Genomic DNA, 21,383 nt, shown 5'->3' on the forward strand with positions numbered 1-21,383 from the left:
TTTTGTTTATTTAACTACTCTTTGTAGTTGGTTTGTGAAGAATTCTAACCCGTAAGGTTCAATGTACGAAGCTTTATATAGCGCCATTAATTCTTCACTTGTAATTTTGTTATCTAAAGAACTATCATTTTTTAAAAGAATATTGATAAATTCTAAACTTGCATTTAAGAAGTTTTTATCTAAATCTGTTGTTTGTTCTTTTGCGATTACTTGATTGAATGACATCATTGCTAAATGTTCAAATAAATCAAATAAGATTGTGTCAGTGATTTTATTTTCTTTGTATAAAACAACTAACTGTTCATTGTTATTAGCTTGTTTTAATGATAAGAAATAGGCTTTAACACCCTCTCATGAGTTAGCAAACATTGATGTGTGCATTTTAACATTCATCATTGCTTGTTGTTGTACTTTTTGATTAATCATAAGCTCTTAACTTTCTTGTAATTCTTTAATTTTATTAATTGTATCACTAGCAGCTGTGATTGCATTCACATCTGGTAATGTTGCTAAGATTTTGCCACTAGGATCAACAAGATAAGTAGTTCTTAAAGCTCTTTCTATTTCTTTTCCATCACGAATAACAGTTGTTAGATCGTTGAATTGTTTAGTGATTGTTTTGTGTTCATCACTAATTAATGGATAATTTAAATCATGAGCTTTAGCAAATTCTTCATTTGCTTCTTTTTTATCAGTACTTATCCCAACAACATTGAAACCAAGGTTCTGAATGTCTTTTAATTTGTGGTTAAAAACTTCAATCTCAATACTGCAATCTGCTGATTTTGCTCTTGGGAAAAAGAAGATTACTAATCCGTTTTTCCCAGTCAATTCTTTAATATTATAGTTATCTAAAACTTGAGTCATAACTGAATTCCCCCTAACTACCTTGATTATAGTCTGCTCAATTTCAAAATACTAACACTTTCTAAAAGTTAGTGCGATAAATAATAAAAAAGATACAACTTTCGTTATATCTTTTCTAAAAATTAGATTTTTTACGCTTTTTTGACTTTAGATTTTTTTGAATCTTTTGCTTTTGCTTTTTTAGCAGCTTCTTTTTTCTTAGCTTCAATTCTCGCAGATTTAGGTTCTTGAGATTTTGCTAGTTTAGCAGCATTTTCTTCAGCTTTTTTCTTATCTTTAGCTTTTCTAGCTTTTAATTTAGCTTCGAATTTTTCATTTTGTTTAGCGTATTTTTGAGCTAATTTGTCAGCTTTTTTAGGGTCTGATTTTCTTAACTCTTCAACTTTTTTGTTTTGTTTTGCAATTTTTGCTTTTTGTTCAGCTTTGGCACTATCAGTTTTTCCAATTGCACGGTTACGTTTGTAATCGATTTTCTTTTGAGCTTTCATTTGTTTCATTGATGCTTTGAAGTCGGCTTTTGCTTTTTTCATAGCTTCTTTTTCAGGTTTTAAGCTAGCCATTTTTGCTTTGTAATTTGTTTTAATAGCTTCTTTAGCTTTAGCTCCTGATGCTAATGACATTGATAGTTTGTAATCAGCTCTAGCTAATTCACGTTCTTTTTTGTGTGATTTAGCTCATTTATCAACTGTGTAGTTGTATTTCAACATATCAGCTGGAGTTGAATTTTTTAGCTTATCTTGTTTGATTTCTCATTTAGCTTCAATTTTGTTTACAGCTTGTGTATGTTTGTATTTAGCTTTAAAGATCTTGTATTCTTCTCTAGCTTCATTTCTCATGCGAATTGCAGCTTTTTTACCTTGAGTTTTTCTAGTTTCTTTAATGTTTGCTTTAAATTGTTTCTTAGCATTCTTTAAGTATTCACGTTCTTGTTTTGAGTGAGTTCTTAAGTTAACCATTGTAACAACCATTCTTAGATATTCCATACCTTCATCATTTTTAGCTAAAGTGATTGTGTATTTATTATCTTTTTGAGTAGCTGTATTTAATTTATCTGCAGTAAAGGCATTATTTACAACTGATTCTGGTGAAGCAACTGTAATTTCTGCTTGGGTTCCTGAGATAATTTTTGCTGACTTAATATTTGCTAATCCACCAAAGTAGTTTAGTAATCCATCATAGTCCGCTTTAACTTTATCGTATTTAGAAGCTGATACTCCTTCACCAGTTTCAGCAGCTTTTGATCCTGGTGCAGCAAATTCAAATTTAATGAAGATTGATCTGAATAGAGGGAATGCAACAGCAGCTCCACCTAATCCGATAACGATTGGTACTCATAAGTTAGTTTGTGCAACAGCATCTTCTTTTCTTGTAACTGTTGGAATAATTCCGTTTACTACGTAGTCTAATAAACCTTGTGAGAATGTTGATGATAATCTTACTTGGAATAAGTTAGATAGTAATTGTAATACCCCAAAGAATGGTGCATAGAATCCGAAGTAAATGATTGGCGCAGTAAATGCGAACATAAATTCAATTGGTTCAGTGATTCCTAATGAGAAACAAGTTACGATTGCTCCCATGTAGTAACCAAATTTTTTGTTTCTAGTTTCTTTGTCTAATGTTGATCACATTGCTAATCCAACTGCTGGTAATGCGAACATTAAATCAGCATATCCACCAGAAATGAAACGAGTAACTTTTAAGTTAACGGCTCATGTATCACGGATATCAAATCCTGGGTTGTTATTTAATAACTCTAAAGCCATTAATTGGTCCCCATTAGTATCTCATTTAATATTTGCGTATGTATCTGTAAATAGAGTTTCTAATTGTTTTCTTTGATCAACAGTTCCACCCATTGCTTTATCAATAGCAGCTAACATTTCTCCGTTTTTAAAAATGTCATTGCTTGGTGCACCTGTTGTTGGAATGTAGTGTTTAATAACTTCTAAAGCATTTCCACCAGGAGCATTTGTTAAGAATGGTGTAATAGTATTTTCGAAGAATTTAGCTTCTTGTCCAATACCTGGAGTGTAACCTCCATAAATTCTAGCTACAGCAGCAGCAACAATTTTGTATTCATTTGCTGATAATTGTCCCCCTGCTGAAGTTCATCATAATGGTCCATAGAAAGCTGGGTGAGCTTCAAATGGTAATAATAAACGTGTGATAAATCCGTAGAAGAATGAATCAATACCATAAGGCAAGTAACTTAATCCAACTCCAACGTATCCTAATCCCATGTTAATTGCTGGTCAGATAATAATGAATAACGCAGCAACAACTGGAGCAATTGCGATTCCTAATAAGGCAACGAATTTTTCTCCTTCAAAGAAGGCAAAAGCAGTAGGTAATTTAAGATCTTTAAATCTGTTATACATTCATGTATAAACGAATCCTAAAGCGATTCCTCCTAAAACTCCTGTGTTAAGAGCTTCAATTCCTTGTCATGAGTTATGGGCAAATTGTGTGCTTTTAATGTTTAGCGGTGAAATTGGACCCATACCTAATCCAAGTACTTTTGTTAATTGAGTTGTTGAGTCTAAGTTTTTTCAGAATCATAAATCGAATTTTCCTGAAATAACACCAAATCCATTATCAATAGTTGCATCTGGTGCTCATCTGATAAATGGCACTGAGAAAGCAACAAACGCGATATATGCAATTAATCCTGAATAAACGGCCATTCCCTTATTGCCAGTAAATCCAATAATAATTGCTAACATAAATAGTAAACCTAAGTTTGAAAGAACAGTTTGCCCCATTCCACTTAAGACAACTCCGAAAGTATAAACACCGTCGTTACCAGCAAAGTTCATTACGACTCCACCAATCGCAGCTAGTAATCCAGCTAATGGTAAAGTAACAACAACTAATCCTAATGAGTTTCCAAGTTTGTGAAAGAAGCTCTTAGTTTGAGTTTTGTTGTATGACTTAACTAAGAAGTCTTCTTTTGACATTGCAACTTGATCTACACTATGTGACCCTGTGAAACCATTGATCTCGTCAGGGTTTGACTTGTTTGTATTGTCTGTCATATATATTCCTTTCTATAAAAAATGACAAAAATAAATCTTGTCTTTTATATTGTCATTACCAAGATTTTTACGAAAAAAAACCGGAAAGCTATCTAGGCAATTTCATATTTATATTTTATTTCTCTTTTCCAAATAAAACATAAAAAATAGAATTTTTTCCTAAGTATTTTTTCCAATTTGTTTTCCAAAATTAAAATTTAAGGTTTTTAGTCTTCATCAGACTCATCAAAAGTATCATCAACATCTTCAATATCTTCACGATCGATTCATTTTTCTTGTTCAGAATCGTTTAAACTACGTACTTTTAAACGGTGAGCAAATTCATTAGTTCTTGCATTGTACATTTCAACAATATCAATAACTTCTCATTCACTATTTTCATAAGCTACAATATCACCAATTTGAACATCTGATTGAGTTACATCTTGCGTTGGTTCGAAGTCAGTTAAATCTCTTTCGCCTTCTTCATCATAAATAGCAGTTGTTGGAGCTCCATTTTCAACAGCTCCTAAATCAATATCTTCATCATCTCTTAAAGTATCTACTTCATCATCAAAATCAGTTAATTGACTATCATCAGTTAAAGTGTCTTCTTCATTAATGATGATATTTTTAGCATCATTAATATCTAAGTTTCTACTGAATTCGTCAGGACTTTTTTGCATGTTTTTTCTTACCTGTTCAGTAATTTCTTTATAAGTACGAGTTTCGATGATATCTAAACGATCGGTTACGTCAGAAAGTTTTTCACTAACTTCATCATAAGCATCTTGGAATTGATTTAAAGCAGCATTAATTGAACGTAACATTCCTTTAATTTCATCTTCAGCATTATCGTTATAAAGGTTTCTAATGTGTGTTGAGTCTTTTAAATCATTTACCACACGAATAACTTCAGTTAAAACATCACCAACAGTAACATCTTGTCCTTCAACACGTTCTTTTTTAGGTGTCTTAATTACATTTGTGAAGTCATCATCATTAAACAAAGCTGGTAAAGCATTAATTGTTTCTTCATCAGCAGTTTCATTAGGGTCAAAAGTAATTCCAGCATTAATAGTTACTTCATCTTCATCGTTTTCATCACCAGTCATTGTTTCAACATCTGAAATAATTCCAGCATCACGTTGTAATAAACTAATGATTTCATCATATTTTTGACGGTCTTTTGCTCTTGAAGCTAAATCATCTTGAATTGTTTGTTCAACTTTTTCTTCTTTTTTAATAGTTTTTTCAGCTTCTTTGGCAATAATTTTTGTATCTTCTTCAACGTCTTCAGAAAAACGTTCTTCCATTTTATCAATGAATTTTTCAAAAGCACGATCAAATGATTTTTCGTGTTTCTTTAAATGTTCTAAATATTTAGCATAATTATAAGTAATTTTCTTCATGCGATGATCAAAATCAATGGTAAACGACACAATATCATCCATAGCTTCTCTAGCGCTCATTCCACGAACCAGCACATCTTCATTTATTCTTTCTTGAAGGCTTGGGGTCAGATTATCAATAATCTCTTCACGAATTTTAGACATGGCACAACTTCCTTACTTTCTAAATTTTAACTACTTTGAATGTAGGCATATAAACTAATTATAACTTTCTTTTATCCTATTTTGTTCCTTTTCTCTTATTTTGCTACTTTTAAGAGAATTAAGAGAAAAACACCAAATTGTATACAATCTGGTGTTTTAAATTATTTATTTAAACTTTTTATTATTTAATAGCTGCTCTAGCTTTTGCGATTGATTCAGTTAAAGTTTCACAAGATTTGTTAAATTGAGCTTGTTCATCTTTTGTTAAATCTCATTCAATAATGTAGTCTCATCCGTTACGTGAGATAACTGCTGGTACACCAGTGTATAGGTCTTTGTTTCCGTATTCACCATTTAATTTAGCACCAACCATTAAAGTTGATTTTTCATCGTTTAATACAGCTTTAACAATTCTTGTTAAACATGCACCAATTCCGTAGAATGTAGCACGTTTTAATTCAATAATTTTGTAAGCCATGTTAATTGCATCAGTTCTGAATTGGTCTAATTCAGCTTCAGTAATTTTTCCTTCTTCAACGAATTTTGAGATTGGTTGTCCCATAACAGTTGCATGTGATCATGCAGCTACTGATGAATCCCCGTGTTCTCCCATTAAGAAAGTTTCAACTGAAGTAGGAGCAATTCCTAATTTTTCTCCAACTAATCTTCTTAAACGAGCTGAGTCTAAAGTTGTTCCTGAACCGATAACTTTGTGAGCATCAAATCCAGTTACTTCTTGATAAACTAATGTTAAAACGTCAACTGGGTTTGAGGCAATAATTGTAATTCCGTCAAATCCTGATTTTTTAACTTCTTCAGCGATTGATTTCATGATTTGTGCATTTCCAGCAACCATGTCTAATCTAGTTTCTCCTGGTTGTTGAGGACGTCCAGCTGTAATAACAACAACATCTGCATCTTTACAATCTGAGTAATCCCCAGCTTTGATATTTGCGAATGGTGTTGGTAAAACTGCTGCTGTGTCAGCTAAGTCTAAAGCGTTTCCTTTAGCAGCATTTGGGAATGCGTCGATTAATACGTAATCAGATGCGATTCCTTGGTTGATTGCTGAGTATAAGAATGAAGTTCCTACTGCTCCAGCACCAATTAATACTACTTTGTTTGCTGTGTTTTTCATATTATGTAATCTCCTATAAATCTACTTTATTTATGTACATTTCAATTATACAACGACAAGTTTTAATTACTAAGTTCTTTAAGTAATTTTAGCCAAAAGAATTTTATTTTCTTTTTTTAGTTTCTCCATAGTATGAAGCCAGGATGGTTTCTTTTCTTTTTTCAAGTTCTCTTTTTCCATCTGGTGAATGTCATTTTTCTGTTGAAACAAAATAATGATTTCACTTTGGAAATAAATCACGAACAACAGCATGAACAGTTAATCAAGAAAAGTATCAAGCAGGTCCTAATCAGAAGCAAGTTCAAGCAATATCACTTCACCAGTGACTTAATGAAACTTGCAAGGCAAACATCATTTCTAAACAATAAAGCACACCAATTACAAACCCAATTCTTTTTCCAATTCGATAAGCTTTTTGTCTAGAACCTTTGTTAGCAAAAATATAACAAGTTGCTACCATTCCAAAAGCAGCTCCCATGTGTCCTGATGGGAAAGCTTTTTCAACAGCTAAACTTGAGGCTGGTAAACTAGGTTTTCCAAAAGCAAATCATCCATAAGGCTTTCATCAAGCAAAGTTAGCATCCATTGGTGCATTGAAAATGAACTTATTTTTTGAAGTTTCTCCATTTCAAAACCCATAATCAAATCCGTTCATTAATGAATTTCCTTCTAATTTAGCATCGGTTGGATTAAATCCATAATTATATTTAGTTTGATTCATATAATGATTAAAACGGTCAGGATCTTCAGTTTGAATTCTTTTTAAGATATCACCTCAAGTAATGTTGTAGTAATATTGACGACCAAAACCTGGTTTAAAAACTAAAACTGGAATATAAATATAACCAATAAAAATTAAAGCTACACAAGCACGTTTTCAATATTCAGCTTCTAAAAAATCATCACGTTTAGCCAAACGATAATGAACAAAGTAAGTTGCTAATCATAAATAAGTTAATTGAATCACTAATGAAACACAAAAAGCTGGAATCATAAATCTTCATCCAGTTTGAAATTCAACATTATATCCTCAACCAAACCCAGTATCACCTAAGAAAATAAAAATATCTTCAATTACAATTCCAACAGTTCAAAGACTTGCAAGAGTCATATAAGGTCAAGCATTTGAGGCATGATGAGCAAACCAACCATGTGGGCGAACTTTTCTCATATATAAAAACAAAGCTTCTAAAATTACAAAGATCATTGGAAAAATAAAGGTCACAACACCTTCATATCCATCTTGAATTACAAAAGCAGTTCACCCACGAATGAAATCATATTTCATTCCCTTGTTAAAAACTTGTGATAATTTAACATCGTTTTGATATCAACCAGTCACAATTAAATTAACAACTCCAAATAACACAAAAAGAGCCACAACACTAATTGCTACGACTGCTTCTCAATTATTAAAAACCTTCTTTTTAGTTTTCAATTCCATAAACACCCCATAAGTTTTTATTCTTAAAAATTTTATCATGTAGGAAAGAAAAACTTGGTCATAGCCAAGTTTTTTCTCTAAATTATTTCTTAATCTTTAATCTCATCTTTATCAGATTCATTTAAAGCATCTTGTAATTGTTGTTGTAATTCTTCGTCAACATCAATATTTTTCTTTTTTGGTTTAGATTCATCTTTTGCAAGCATTTCAGCAGCAGCATCAGTTCTTTTAACACCAGAAGTAGAATATTTTTTCTTTTCTGTTTTTGAAGCTTTAGCTTGTTTTTCAACATGTTCATTTTCTAATTCAGCTAAATAAACTTGTTCTTGTAAACGAGACATGCTTTCAAAAATAGAAGCAGCTACTAATGAAACAAATTCAATCACATACATTGGTGCAAAAGTAATCATCATTCCAGTTCTGTGCCCTTTAATTGCAATTACTAAGATTACATAAATAAATGAAAGAATGATTCCTAAAGTATATAAACCAAATGAAGCCATTAAATAAGGTCTGTCTTTTTTAGTATGCGTAAAAGTTGTCTTTTTAAAATAACTTCATCTTAAAAACATATAAAAGACAATTAACACTACTCCGATAATTTCTAAAGCTAAAGTGACTCCAGCTAAAGTTCCACGATTATCTTTAAAGATATCTTTTCATTCTGAAAGAAAAGATAACAATGGAGCTGTAAATAACAATACAGCTCCAATTGTAGCTATATATTTTGTTAAGTTATAAGTCTTAGTGTTCATTTCTTTTTTCATAACAAATTTTCCCATCTACAATAGTTTTTAAAACTTTTAAATCTTTATCTAAGCAAACTAAGTCTGCTTGTTTATTTATTTCGATTGAACCAGTTTTATCAAAAATATTCAATTGTTTTGCAATATTAATTGATGTCATTTTAATAAGTTCAGTCATTGGAATATCACAAGTTTTTTGATAAAAACGGACATTGTGATCATATGGAGCTGCACTTGCAGCTAAATTATCGCCATGTTGTAAACGAACTTCAATTCCTTTTTTATAAACTGGTAGTTCACCAAGAATATAGTTTCCATCAGGCATTCCTTTTGCTAACATTCCATCTGTAACAATACAAATTGAATCAGCACTTTTACAATCATAAATCATTTTTAAAACTTCTGGTTGAATATGAACACCATCAGAAATTACTTCAGCTAAGATATCATCATGAGTTAAAGCAAAAACTGCTAGCCCTGGGTTATGATGATCAACTTCACTCATTTGGTTAAACAAATGAGTAACATGTCTCACACCAAGTCTATAGTCATTTTTTTCAAATTCTATAGCGCTAACATTTGAATGACCAGCACTTGGTAAAATCTTGTTTTGAATTAATCAAGTTGTATATTCTCCGTTTTGTTCTTCTGGAGCATAAGTTACGATTCTTAAAGTTCCATTTGCTAAATCATTTCAACGTTTAGTTAATTCAATACTTGGTTTTTTAATTAGTTTCGGATCATGAGCACCTTTTTTTAGTGGTGAAATAAAAGGACCTTCCATGTGAGCTCCAAAACATTTTGCTTGTAGTCCGTGATTTTCATTAACCATAAATTTTCCAAACTCAGAATAGTATTTATCGTTATCAGCATCACTATTTGTAACAGAAGTAAAGCAATAACCAGTTACACCTTCTATAGTAGTTTTCTTAGCATATTCTTTATAAGCTTCAACGCTACCAGATTCAAAACTAATTCCATAACCACCGTGAACGTGACAGTCGATAAACCCTGGTAGCAATCAATTTCCTTCTAAGTCTACAGCATCACTACCACTATAGTCACCTTGTTTAATATCAATAATTTTGTCATCAGTAATTTCAACATAACCATTAATAATTTCGTTTTCTAAAACAATTTTTGCATTTTTTAAAATCATAGTTTTAAACTCCTAAAGCTTAATTAAATAAGTCTTCTATTTTTTCTACTAAAGTAGTTTTTCTTGGTATACCACTTCTATTAATTCCTTTATAGAAGGTATTAAAATCTCCAACAATAGTTAAGTTCTTTTTAGCTCTTGTAATTGCTGTATAGATTATTTTATTGTTAATAAAATGTTCATTAACGCCTTTTTCTAAAACTAGAATAACGTTCTTATATTCAGAACCTTGAGTTTTGTGAACACTACATGCATAACTTAAAGTTGAATAATTAAAGTTATCAGCATAGAAGGTTTTTGTTTCACCATTAAATAAAACTTTAGCTTGATTGATCTTTCCATTGTGTTGTGATATTTCTGAAATAATTCCAACATCTCCATTGTTTAAACCAGTTTCTGTTTCATTAACTAAATACATAATTTTGTCATCAACTATATATTTATATTCTCGTCTTTCAAAAGTTTGCTCATTTAAAGTCTTATCATCTTTTTTCAAAATTTCTTTTTGGTAAGTTTGTTGTAGCATTTTATTCAAACTATTAATTCCTAAAATCCCTTTATAGAATGGAGCAATAATCTGTAAATCTAAAAGCGAATTTTCAACTTCTGGTTCAACTTCTTTTGAAAAGATTTTATCAATTGATTCAAGTTTATCTTCAACATTCCCATCAAAAACAACATTAACATTATTCATATTTTTTAAATCTTCTTCAGAAGTAATTTCACGATTTAAAACTTTATAAGCTAAATCAACAATATCATTTCCATTTTCTTGTCTATGAGGTTGTTTTAAATTAACCTTAGTAATTTGCTCAACGTCTAAAAGGTTAGCAAATAATTCTCCATATCCAACAGAAGAAAGTTGATTTCTATCCCCAACTAAAATAATCTTTTGAATATCTTTTGCAGCATCAACAACTCTTGCAAATAAGAAGTTTTCAATCATTGATGATTCATCTAAAATTAATAAATTATATTCTAATGGATTTGAATTATTGAATCTAAAGAATCCATTTTCTTCAGCACCAAGCATTTTATGAATAGTTGTCGCATTTAATTCTTGATCAATTTCATTTAATCTTGCAGCAGCTCTTCCGGTTGGTGCTGCTACTTTAATATTTTGTTTATCTCAGTTATTTACATATTTAGCTAATTTATAAATTCCTTTAATAACTGTAGATTTTCCAGTTCCAGGTCCACCAGTTAATAGCATAAAGTTGCTATTAATTGATTTTCTTAAAGCATCACGTTGTTCATTATCGTATTTAAAGTTTTGAATCTCTAGTTCAAATGCTAGTTCTTCTTCAACTTTTTCTATTAATGTTTCAATTAAGTTTTGATCATAAACATTCTTATCTTCAGCAACTGTTTTTTGATGAACAAATTTAGCAATTTCATTTTCATCATTTCAAGAAACATCAGAATAAATTCGATGATTTACAAAGTAAAGAATTTTTAATTCCTTGGCTTTTAACAATCCTTTTTCTAAGGTCTTAGCATCAAAGATTTTTAAATAAGTTTGTAAATTCTTAGTAACTTTGGCAATGTTTGTATAAGTATCACCAGTGGTTCAAAGAATGTCATTAACAACTTTGTTAGCAGTTCAAGCAATTCTGATCGGGTCATCTGGTTGTAACTTTTGAAAGTACATAGCAACCTTTTCAACTTCTTCAAATGGTTCTAGGTGATGGTCTTTAGCATAACGATAGAAATCTTTTTCTAAAATATCAGTTAATTCAACTTCTGAATCAGTATGTTCTTTTAAATAATTATAGAAATCGATTTTTAATTTATTTTCATAGAAGGTCTTTGTGTATTTATTTTCATTAACAACTTCTTTTAAAACGTGTTTAATAATATCAGCCTTTGGTTTTGCTAACTCTGGGATATCATATAAAGAATCTGGGTTAATCATGATTTTATCAACAATCTCAGTTTCATAATAATCAGCAATAACTTGCGCTGCTTGTTTTCCAATTCCTGGGAAAAGTGAACTTGAAAGATAACTAACTGCTTGTTGTTTGGTTTCTCCAACACTAAGTTTAGATTCTAAAACATTAAAACTTTTCCCATATTTAGTATTGTCTTCAAACTCACCTAACAGTTCGTAATTAACATGTGGTTGTAATTGACCAATTTGGCCTTTAATTTTTAAAGAAGCATTTTCTTGTTTGTCACTTTTAAATAAAGCAACTCCTCAACCAGATTGGTTTTGAAAAAGAAATTTGGTGATAGTTCCAGTAATCGAAATTAATTCAGGTTTTTCTCTGTTTTGTTCTGTCATTAACCCTTCACCTCACGTATCTATTTTATCAAATTTAACCCCTATTATTTTAAGGAGAAAAGAAAAAACCAAGCTATTGAATTAATAGCTTGGTTTAGACAATAAAAGTGATTTTTTGTCTTATTAGATTATATTATAGTTGGTCAGACGTAAACCGCCTAGAAATGAGATTTAACCGACCAGTTAAAAAATTTAAAGAGATAAGTTTTTAAAGTTTAGATTAGAAAATAAGCATTGTAAAAGTCTTGAGAGAAAATAATATTTTTACAATAAAGTTTCTAATTGATAAATAAGGATTTTATTTTTGATAAGAAATGATTCTTCATAATCCATAACCTTAAAAAAGAACAGAGAGAAGTAAAACTTTGAGAGAGAGCGTCTTAAAGGTCTCTGTTTCATATTATTTTTGGAATTTTTTAATAAATACTAACAATTATTTTTTTAAGAAAATAGTCTAACAATTAACTTAAGATTAGAGAGAAATATCTAAAGTTTGTTTTAATGAAACATTGAGGATCACGGCAACTATCAACGTTTAGGTACATCTTTTCAAAACCTCTCGACCGAATTTTTAATTGGCATAATCATAAAAAACGGGATTTCTAAATTAAAGAGAGAAGTAAATTTAGAAATAGGGTTTTGAAATTCTGTAATATAGAGATCACCAGAGAGCAATCCTGAGAATGAGAAATAAGACTAAGAGCAGAAAGTTTTGAGAGAAAATAATATTTCTGGATAAGTCTTTTTCAAATTAAATAAGAATTAAATTGAGAAACATTTGAAGAATTAAATTAACTAAGCAAGCATCACTAAGTCTACAAATTGTAGAAAGGAGAAAATTGTAGTCTTAGCTTATAGATATCATTTTATTTAAGAGAAAATGTAATAAAACAATTTATATGCTGACTATAATCATTAATTTAATTTTCAAAGAATAATTCATTAAAGTCTTTTTTGACTATAGTTTTTGAGAGAGAAATAACAGATAATTTGCGTCCTCAGGCATAAGGACTGATTTACTATCATATTTCATAAACTTTAATTATCTGTAGTATAGCCAAAGTTGACTTAAATTATAAGTTACAAGTTTTTAAAAACGAGTGACTGTGTATAAAATTTTGTGTTTTTTGTAGAGAGAAATAAATAACCTAAATTATTGCTATACCAATCGATTTGCTTCGGGCAAGAGAGTAAATCGATTGTTTGAGAGATTTATAGCTATAGGGTATTTGTGGCATAACTTTTTTAAGCAAAGACCATAGAGAGAGTCGGTCTTTTAAGAAAGCAAGATGAGTTATAAACATCTTTTATGTAGAGAAAAGTTTTTCGTAGTTCAGAATTAGAGAGAGTTTCTGAACATTATTAAACAAATATTTTTTATATTTGGACGAAAAATATAAAAATAAATTAACTAATTTTATAGATACCATGAGTATCTATTTTGTCTTCATATCTATACAGGCTATAGGTATAAAAACAATAATTTATCTAATAAGATAAATCTTTCCATATAACAACATCCATTTTTAAAACCAAATATCATAGCGAGAACTAAAAATATTAAGTTCGATTTTATGCATATTTGCACTTTTCGGATGGATGATTGATTTTTATTAATCACCGTCTATAACTATAGAAATACAAATAAAAAACTTGAACTTTATAGCCATAGGCAGCGATCTGAAAATTAATCATTTTCATTGTTGCAAATGAGCCGAGTTCAAGTTTTTTTGTTAACTATTCCCCTAATTACTTGCTAATGTAAGTATCGCACTTTCTAGCACAAAAAACATTAAAAAACTAGCAAAAGTTGAAATATGAGAAAGTTATAATTATTAGATTGTTTATTTATGGGACTTTTTGAGAGTTTTCCACATAGCAAAAACAATAATAAAATTTTCCATTTTATTGTTACATTTTGGAACTTTTGGAAAAGCGCTATTTTCGGCCACTTAAAAAGAGGATTGTATACAATCTGCAACTATCTTATAGTTAGTTAGCTTGAAGAAAATCGCAATATTTTTGAGAGCTTTACGAATAAAAAATTAGGAAATTTCATTCCTAATTTCTCCCTTTTATCTTGATACTCTTTTAGCAGTTCTAAAGTAACCTCATCCAGCACCAACTCCAGCAATGATTCATCCAGCAATAACTAGAACAAAATCACCTGCAATTGATCCTTTAGAATAGAATTCTTTTGGACTTTTATATCATGGATATCCAATTTCTGTTGTAGTCATAAAGATAGCAAACGAAGCAATCATTAAACCCATTCCAACAGTTGAAAGGAAGATACTAATTCCTCCTAAAGCACTGTTTAAACGAGGCATCTTTCCAAAAAAGAATCCTACGATTGGTAGAATGATTGCAGCAGTTGATATAGCTCATCCTGATACTGCTAACATTCAAATTGTATTGACTCTATCACTTGATCTTTTATCGATTAAATCACTTAGCAATTGTGTTTCTTGACCATCAAGTTTAAATCCGATTACTTCAAAAGCAATTACAGACATAACAGCAAATAAAGCAACACCAAGTAATGGTCACAACATACGGAAATTAATTTTCATATTTTTTTCTCCTTAAAACGAAAGTCTTTTAGACTTCTTTCTACTATTATAGTTGTTTATTTAGCACAGTTGTAAAAGTTCGTAAAAGAAAAGAAAAATCACGTAAAACGTGATTAACATCTTCTATTTAGCTTTAGTTTTCTTTTCTTTAGTTTTAGCAACTAAATCAACTCTTGCAGCACCAATCCCTGAAAGTGCTAAAATTCCACCAACAATAATTAAGACTGATTGTCCAATGACTGCGCATTTAACTAGTCTATAAGTTTTATTTTTAATTTGTTGTTCTGATAGATGTAATGCAGTTTTATAGTTTGCATCAAACATTGATACTGAAGCAATTAATAAAACAAGCGCTAGAACTTCTAGGAAAGTTGTTGATCAAAAGATGATTCTACTAATTTGTTTATTATTTTTGTAGAATAATCCAAATGTAGGAATCAATAATCCTACTCAAGCAAAAACTAATCCAGCAACTGCTAAACCATATGTGCTTTTCATTTTATCATCGCCAAATGTGTCTAATAAATTATTCAATTTAATAATTGTTATTTCATCATTGGGACCTTTATATCTAAAGCCAACTGCTTCAAAAGCAATTATGGCAAAGATTCCAAAGAACAAAATGCCACCAATTGCTCAAAAATATTTTTTATTTATTTTCATAACTTTTCTCTCTTCTTTGTTTTAATTGTAACCCTTATAAGTGAATTAAAGAATAATAAATACAAAAAACACGTTTAAAACGTGTTTAATTAGTTAGCTTTAATAACAGTTTCTTTAACTTTAATAGTTAAGTTGTTTCTTGCGGCAATAATTCCTGCATCAGCAATTAAACCACCAACAATAATTAAGATAAATTGTCCAGCAACTGCACCTTTATTAATTGATACAGTTTCATTGTAATCATCAGTTGTATATAAATCTTCTAATGTTTTTAATAATGATTTAAAGTCAGCATCATAAACTGCAACTGAAGCAATCATCAATACCATTGCTAAAACTTCTACAAATAAAGTAGTTCAAAAGATTATTGCAGTATATTTAGCTTCTTTTTGATAAAGTAATCCAAATAATGGAATTAAAACTCCAACTCAAGCAAAAACTAATCCAGCAACTGCTAAACCGTAAATGTCTTGAATTTCTGAATAATTAGTTCCTTTTTCAAAATCATTTAATTTAATAGTTATAGATTGAGTGATTGTTCCATTTATACTTGTTAAAGTATCTTTCATTCTGAATCCAACAGCTTCAAAGGCAATAATAGCAAATACTCCAAAAAGTAAAATTGCACCAATTGCTCAAAAATATTTTTTGTTAATTTTCATATTTTCTCTCTTTTCCACTATCAATTCTAACTCTTAAATTCTAGTAAATAAATATTTTAAAAAATAAAAATGCATCACAAGGATGCATCAATTGTTTTTGGTTATTAATCTCTAAAGTATGAGAAGTAGATTCCAGCACCAGCTGCTCCTGCTCCAACAAATACCATTAAGAATTGTCCAAATACAGCTCCACCATTTACATCTAAACCGTGGAATTTACTTGCGAATAATGAAATTGAAGCAATGAATAAAATCAATGATAATGCTTCCATTCCAATTAATGTTCATAAAGTATATTTAGAATCTGTTTTATCTCAAAACATGTTCATTAATGGGATGATTAATCCTAATCAAGAGAACACTAATGCAGATACTCCTAATCCGTAAATATTTCTTGAAACTTCGCTACTTGTATTAAATTGGTGTAAAGAAATAACTTCTCCACTTGCTCTATAACCAATAGCTTCTAAAGCAATAATTCCGAAAACTCCATAAATTAGAATCGCAATTGTTGCTCATAAGTATTTTTTATTAAAACTCATATATTTTCTCCCTATCTATATTCTTAATTAATTATAAACGAGATATGAGTTATAACACTTATAAATTAACTCTATAAGGTATCTTCTTTTTCTTCAGTATCGTTTAGTTCGTCTTTAACAACGCGTTCAACTGGTACATCTTTTGTGGTTGTAGTAGATTTATCTGTGATAGTTTCTTTTTCATCATGTGAAAAAGGATCGTGTTTAACTTTTGTAGTTTCCACATTTTGATTAACGATAACTTTTTGAGTTCTTTCGCTATTTTCAGGTGTTTCAACAGGCATTACAGTAGTAGTTGTTTTTTCTTCTACTGATTTGTTGTTGTCTGATTTTTTGTTGTCTTTGTTTTTGCTACCTTTGAATTTAAAAGTTCTTAAGTTAAATCCGTAGAATCCACGAACAACTCCAGCTAATCCAATTAAGAATCCAACTAAAACAATAATTACAATACCAGTGATTGCTCCACCGTTAATTGAATCTGCAGGTACAATTCCAGCAAATTTGTGGAAATCACGGCAGAATAATCCGATTCCAGCAAACATTAATGCTGCTGCTAAAAGTACCATAACGACAGGAATAATTCCTAATCATTTAGTTAATTTTTTTGATGGACTTCAGAACATCATTGCAAATGGAACGATTACAGCACAAAATGCAATTACGATTCCAGAAATTGTTGCTCCATAAGTTGGGTTTTCACCGCTTAATTTTCCAACAGGAATTAAAGCACTTCATCCGTTACCTTTAACAGATTGAACGCTTACTCCAAATCCCATACTTACAAATGCGATGCATCCTAATACACCAAATACAAGAATGGCTAAGATTGGTCAAATCATTGTTCAATCTACTTTGTATTTTTTCTTTTCTTTTTTAGGTTTACCATTTTTGCCGACCATGTCTTGATTTACAGGTGCGACATCTTGGTTTTTTTTATTTTTTTTCATAGTTATAAAATTTCCTTTTCTTTCTATTAAATCTACACTTCTATTATAAAGTGTTTTAGGTGAAAATGTTGTTAAGCAATTGAGGGTTATTAAAAAAAGAGAACCTTAATGTTCTCTTTGATAATTAATCATCTAATAAGTCATCAAAACTTAATTGGGTATCTTCACCATCAAGATCTTCATCTTTATTTTTATTGTTTTTAGTTGGTAAATCAAAATCAAAATCTGAAAGTAATGATGAACCCATAGTATTTAATTTACTATCAACTGTTTTTTTAACTTCATCATTTGTTTTAACTTTTTTAGAATCACTAACCTTTTTTGTAGCACTAATATTTGGGTTAAATGTCATAGTCATAGTTGAATCATCATCACTATTTTTGTCATCTAAATAAGTATCAGAACCATTTGCGATATCATTTGGAGTAATGATATTGTCACAATTGATCATTGCAGCAGTAATATCATGAACTCCAGATGATGATAGATTGTCTTTTAAAGTTGAAGTTTTTAAACGGTTTAAATTAATTTCTTTAATTTCGTCTTCAGCAGTTAAAAGTTCTAAAACATCATCATTTTTAATAGCAAATCCAAAAGTTAAAAGTTCTTTTCCTCTTTTACGTTCAGGGAATAAACGAACTCCTTTTTTCGGACGAACATATAATGGTAAGTCATCTTGTGAGAATTTCTTTAAGTTATCTTTATCAGTTAAGAATAAAATTTCGTTTTGATTTTCTAACGGAATAATTGAAGCAATATCATCTGATTTTGAACTTGCTTTAACTCCTTTAGAGTTAGTTCCTTGTAAAGGAATGTCTTCAAGATCATATCTCACACCATAACCAGTTGAAGTTAAAACTCCAACAGCATTTGTTCTTGAGTTAACTAAGAAAGCAGAAACTAGTTCATCATCTTTTCCTAATTTAATTAATCTAAATCCTTTATTAAAGGTTTTAGTTTCTAATTCAGAAATAATAATTCTTTTAGTTAGACCTTTTTTAGTTCCTAATAATAATTGGTTTTTAGCAGTTGAAAAATCTTTAACAACAAAAGCATTAATGATTTTTTCTTCACCACTCATAGTTACAAATTGATTAACATGAGTTCCAGAATCTTTTCATTTATTATTTGGTAATTTAAATAATGGAATTGAATAATAATCTCCACTTGATGAGATCATAATTAAATGATCCATGTTGGAAACTTCTTGTTCCATAATTCATAAATCACCAGGTTTTCTTCCAAAAGTTTCTGGTTGGTTTTTACTTTTAACATCGTTTGTAATCGCTTTTAAATAACCATCTTTTGAAACATATAAAGTAAAGCTCTTTTCAACAATAGTTTCTTTAAGTTCAACATCAAGTGATTCAACTTCATCTTCAATAATACTGCGACGTTTCTTGCTATATTCTTCTTTAACTTCTAATAAGTTATTAATAATATCTTCATGTTGCGCTTCTTTATCATTTAATAAATGTTGATATTCTTTGATTGAAGCTTCTAAATCTTGTTTTTCATTTTTTAATTTTGAAACATCAGTTGAACTTAAACGATATAGTTGCATATCAACAATTGCTTCTGCTTGAGTTTGTGAAAATTGAAATTCAGCAATTAAATTACTAATTGCGTTTCCACGGTTTTCACTACGACGAATTGTAGCAATTACATGATCTAAAATTGACATCGCTTTGATTAAACCATCAACGATTTCTAATCTTTTTAAAGCTTTATCTAAGTTAAATTGGGTTTTTCTAGTGTGAACATCAACATAATGGTTCACATAAGATTCAATAATTTCTAATAAACCGACCTGTTTTGGTTGCTTATCAATAATTACAACATTGTTGTAATTATAAGAAATTGATAATGGTGTTTGTTTGAATAAATATTTTCTCACAACTTCCATATTAGCTTTTGGTTGAAGATGAATTGCAATACGAACTAAATGTTCTCGTCCTGATTCATCAATAATTTCTTTAACCCCAAGTCCAGGATTATTATCAACAACTTCACCAATTTTTTTCACTAAATCAGTTTTAACAACTTCGTATGGGATTTCATCAATAACAATTGTTTCTTTTTCTTCATGTCATTTAGAATTAAGAATAATTCTTCCCTTACCAGTTTTAAAAGCTTCTTTAATTCCATCAACACCTTGAATGATTCCTCCAGTTGGAAAATCTGGTCCTTTGATGTATTTCATAGCCTGACTTAAAGTTAAGTCAGGGTTTTTAATATAAGCTACAACAACATCAATCACTTCTTTTAAGTTGTGAGGTGGCATATTTGTAGCATATCCAGCAGCAATTCCGGTTGAACCATTTACTAAAATGTTTGGAAAGTATGCTGGTAAAACAGTTGGTTCTTTTAATTTGTCATCATAGTTTGGTGCAAATTCAACAGTATTTTTATCTAAATCTCTTAATAAAAGTTCAGAGATTTTTTCTAATTTTGCTTCAGTATAACGATAAGCAGCAGCACTATCACCATCAATAGATCCGTTATTTCCTTGCATACGAACAAGAGTTGAACCCATTTTTCAATCTTGTGACATTCTGACCATTGCTTCATAAATTGAACTATCACCATGAGGGTGATATTTTCCCATAACATCCCCAACAATTCTTGCTGATTTTAATGTTGGTTTGTTATAAGAAAGTTTTAGTTCGTTCATCCCATATAAAATTCTTCTTTGAACTGGTTTTAACCCGTCACGAACATCGGGTAAAGCACGTTCTTGGATAACATATTTAGCATAACGACCAAATCTGTCCTCCATTAATTCACCTAAGGGAAAGGAAATTATTTCACTATTAGCTTCTAAGCTATTTTTTTTATTAGCCATTCTTGGCATCTTCCTTTCGAATAATTTATTTTTATTTTAAGTTATAAACTTTTTTAATATATGTTGTTAAATCAATTGCTCTATTAACTTCACTACCAGCAGTAGTTAATGATTGCTTTTTAGCAAACAATTTTGATGTATATAAGTTTGGATGACTTATTGCAACAACGTTTTGGTAGTATTTCAAGGTATTTAAAATAATTCTTGTAGTTTGTGAAAACTTAACTAATGTATCGTATAGAGTTTGAAGATTAGTTGTTTCATAATTTACACTTCCATCAAAGATAATGACATCATCTAGTTTAACCATTGCTTCAAAAACCATATCGTTTGGTTTATTTTGATCATCATTGTTATTTTTAATTGAATAACTTGGTGATAATTCAAAAAAGTTAATACGATAAATTGCATCAGAAATAGTTTTAATTTCTTGTTGTAATTTAGCTTTGATTGCAGGTTTATTTTCTTTGGCTTTTGGTTGCACCATTCCTTGTAAATCTGTGTTTTTAAAAGCACTTAATAAGTCAAATAAATCGATTGCTACGATTTCAGTTTGTAAACTTAATTTTTGTTTTTTAAACTCATGTTTATCTTTAATAACATATTTTTTGTTTTCTAAACCATAAACATTAGCGTTTTTAAGATTAGTTAAAACAGTGTTATATAGATTAGTTTGAGCAATGATTGTTTCTAAAAATCATTGCTTGTCAGTTTCATCATTTTTATTAATAGCATAAGTGTTGTTTTTAGCACTAGTTAAATCTTGATTAGTTGAAACAACTTCAATAACAGTTTGTGAAGCATCATCTTTATCAATTAAGTAACGATAAGGTCATACTTCTTCATATTGTGAAAGTGTGGTTGCAACTTGATTTAAGTTATCAAGTGCTTTAGTAATTTCTTGTTCTACATTTTTAGGCATAATTTTATATCCTCCTTG

The 21,383-nt window shown here is 29.8% G+C and carries 16 protein-coding genes; all 16 read right to left on the reverse strand.

The annotated features are described in order from the left end of the window. Window positions 1-6 precede the first annotated feature (6 nt). The 16 genes from CP520_RS01400 to CP520_RS01475 all read right to left on the reverse strand — a co-directional run bounded on the left by CP520_RS01400 (window position 7) and on the right by CP520_RS01475 (window position 21,365). Window positions 7-426, reverse strand: coding sequence for a hypothetical protein (locus CP520_RS01400; protein ID WP_096862701.1), 420 nt, complete (start codon window positions 424-426; stop codon window positions 7-9). A gap of 6 nt (window positions 427-432) precedes the next feature. Continuing rightward, window positions 433-867 carry a redoxin domain-containing protein gene (locus CP520_RS01405; RefSeq protein WP_096862702.1) on the reverse strand — a complete coding sequence of 145 codons (435 nt, stop codon included), beginning with the start codon at window positions 865-867 and terminating at the stop codon, window positions 433-435. 131 nt (window positions 868-998) lie between these two features. Then, on the reverse strand, window positions 999-3,905 hold the full coding sequence (locus tag CP520_RS01410; RefSeq protein WP_096862703.1) for a PTS transporter subunit EIIC: 2,907 nt from the start codon (window positions 3,903-3,905) through the stop codon (window positions 999-1,001). Between the two features lie 206 nt (window positions 3,906-4,111). Further along, window positions 4,112-5,440, reverse strand: coding sequence for a hypothetical protein (locus CP520_RS01415; RefSeq protein ID WP_096862704.1), 1,329 nt, complete (start codon window positions 5,438-5,440; stop codon window positions 4,112-4,114). A gap of 181 nt (window positions 5,441-5,621) precedes the next feature. After that, window positions 5,622-6,578 carry an L-lactate dehydrogenase gene (locus tag CP520_RS01420; protein ID WP_096862705.1) on the reverse strand — a complete coding sequence of 319 codons (957 nt, stop codon included), beginning with the start codon at window positions 6,576-6,578 and terminating at the stop codon, window positions 5,622-5,624. 103 nt (window positions 6,579-6,681) lie between these two features. Then, window positions 6,682-8,016, reverse strand: coding sequence for a phosphatase PAP2 family protein (locus CP520_RS01425; RefSeq protein ID WP_169835699.1), 1,335 nt, complete (start codon window positions 8,014-8,016; stop codon window positions 6,682-6,684). 95 nt (window positions 8,017-8,111) lie between these two features. Then, complete coding sequence (locus CP520_RS01430; protein ID WP_096862707.1) at window positions 8,112-8,789, reverse strand: hypothetical protein; 678 nt, start codon at window positions 8,787-8,789, stop codon at window positions 8,112-8,114. Continuing rightward, a complete protein-coding gene (nagA, locus tag CP520_RS01435) occupies window positions 8,767-9,927 on the reverse strand; it encodes an N-acetylglucosamine-6-phosphate deacetylase (RefSeq protein WP_096862708.1) in 1,161 nt (386 codons plus the stop codon). The genes CP520_RS01430 and nagA overlap by 23 nt, the downstream gene beginning before the upstream one ends. A 19-nt stretch (window positions 9,928-9,946) precedes the next feature. Further along, on the reverse strand, window positions 9,947-12,211 hold the full coding sequence (locus tag CP520_RS01440) for an AAA family ATPase (RefSeq protein WP_096862709.1): 2,265 nt from the start codon (window positions 12,209-12,211) through the stop codon (window positions 9,947-9,949). Window positions 12,212-14,286: 2,075 nt separating this feature from the next. Beyond that, on the reverse strand, window positions 14,287-14,784 hold the full coding sequence (locus CP520_RS01445) for a hypothetical protein (protein ID WP_096862710.1): 498 nt from the start codon (window positions 14,782-14,784) through the stop codon (window positions 14,287-14,289). Between the two features lie 123 nt (window positions 14,785-14,907). Then, window positions 14,908-15,447 (reverse strand): hypothetical protein, encoded by a 540-nt coding sequence (locus CP520_RS01450; RefSeq protein WP_096862711.1) that lies wholly within the window; start codon window positions 15,445-15,447, stop codon window positions 14,908-14,910. Between the two features lie 89 nt (window positions 15,448-15,536). After that, a complete protein-coding gene (locus tag CP520_RS01455; RefSeq protein WP_096862712.1) occupies window positions 15,537-16,109 on the reverse strand; it encodes a hypothetical protein in 573 nt (190 codons plus the stop codon). Window positions 16,110-16,213: 104 nt separating this feature from the next. After that, on the reverse strand, window positions 16,214-16,651 hold the full coding sequence (locus CP520_RS01460) for a hypothetical protein (protein WP_096862713.1): 438 nt from the start codon (window positions 16,649-16,651) through the stop codon (window positions 16,214-16,216). 71 nt (window positions 16,652-16,722) lie between these two features. Next, a complete protein-coding gene (locus CP520_RS01465; protein WP_096862714.1) occupies window positions 16,723-17,598 on the reverse strand; it encodes a hypothetical protein in 876 nt (291 codons plus the stop codon). 124 nt (window positions 17,599-17,722) lie between these two features. Further along, complete coding sequence (gene parC / locus CP520_RS01470; RefSeq protein ID WP_096862715.1) at window positions 17,723-20,443, reverse strand: DNA topoisomerase IV subunit A; 2,721 nt, start codon at window positions 20,441-20,443, stop codon at window positions 17,723-17,725. 31 nt (window positions 20,444-20,474) lie between these two features. Further along, window positions 20,475-21,365, reverse strand: a complete 891-nt coding sequence (locus CP520_RS01475) for a hypothetical protein (RefSeq protein WP_096862716.1) — start codon at window positions 21,363-21,365, stop codon at window positions 20,475-20,477. Between the last annotated feature and the right edge of the window lie 18 nt (window positions 21,366-21,383).

This window comes from Mesoplasma lactucae ATCC 49193 (assembly GCF_002441935.1).
Lineage (GTDB): Bacteria > Bacillota_I > Bacilli_A > Mycoplasmatales > Mycoplasmataceae > Edwardiiplasma > Edwardiiplasma lactucae.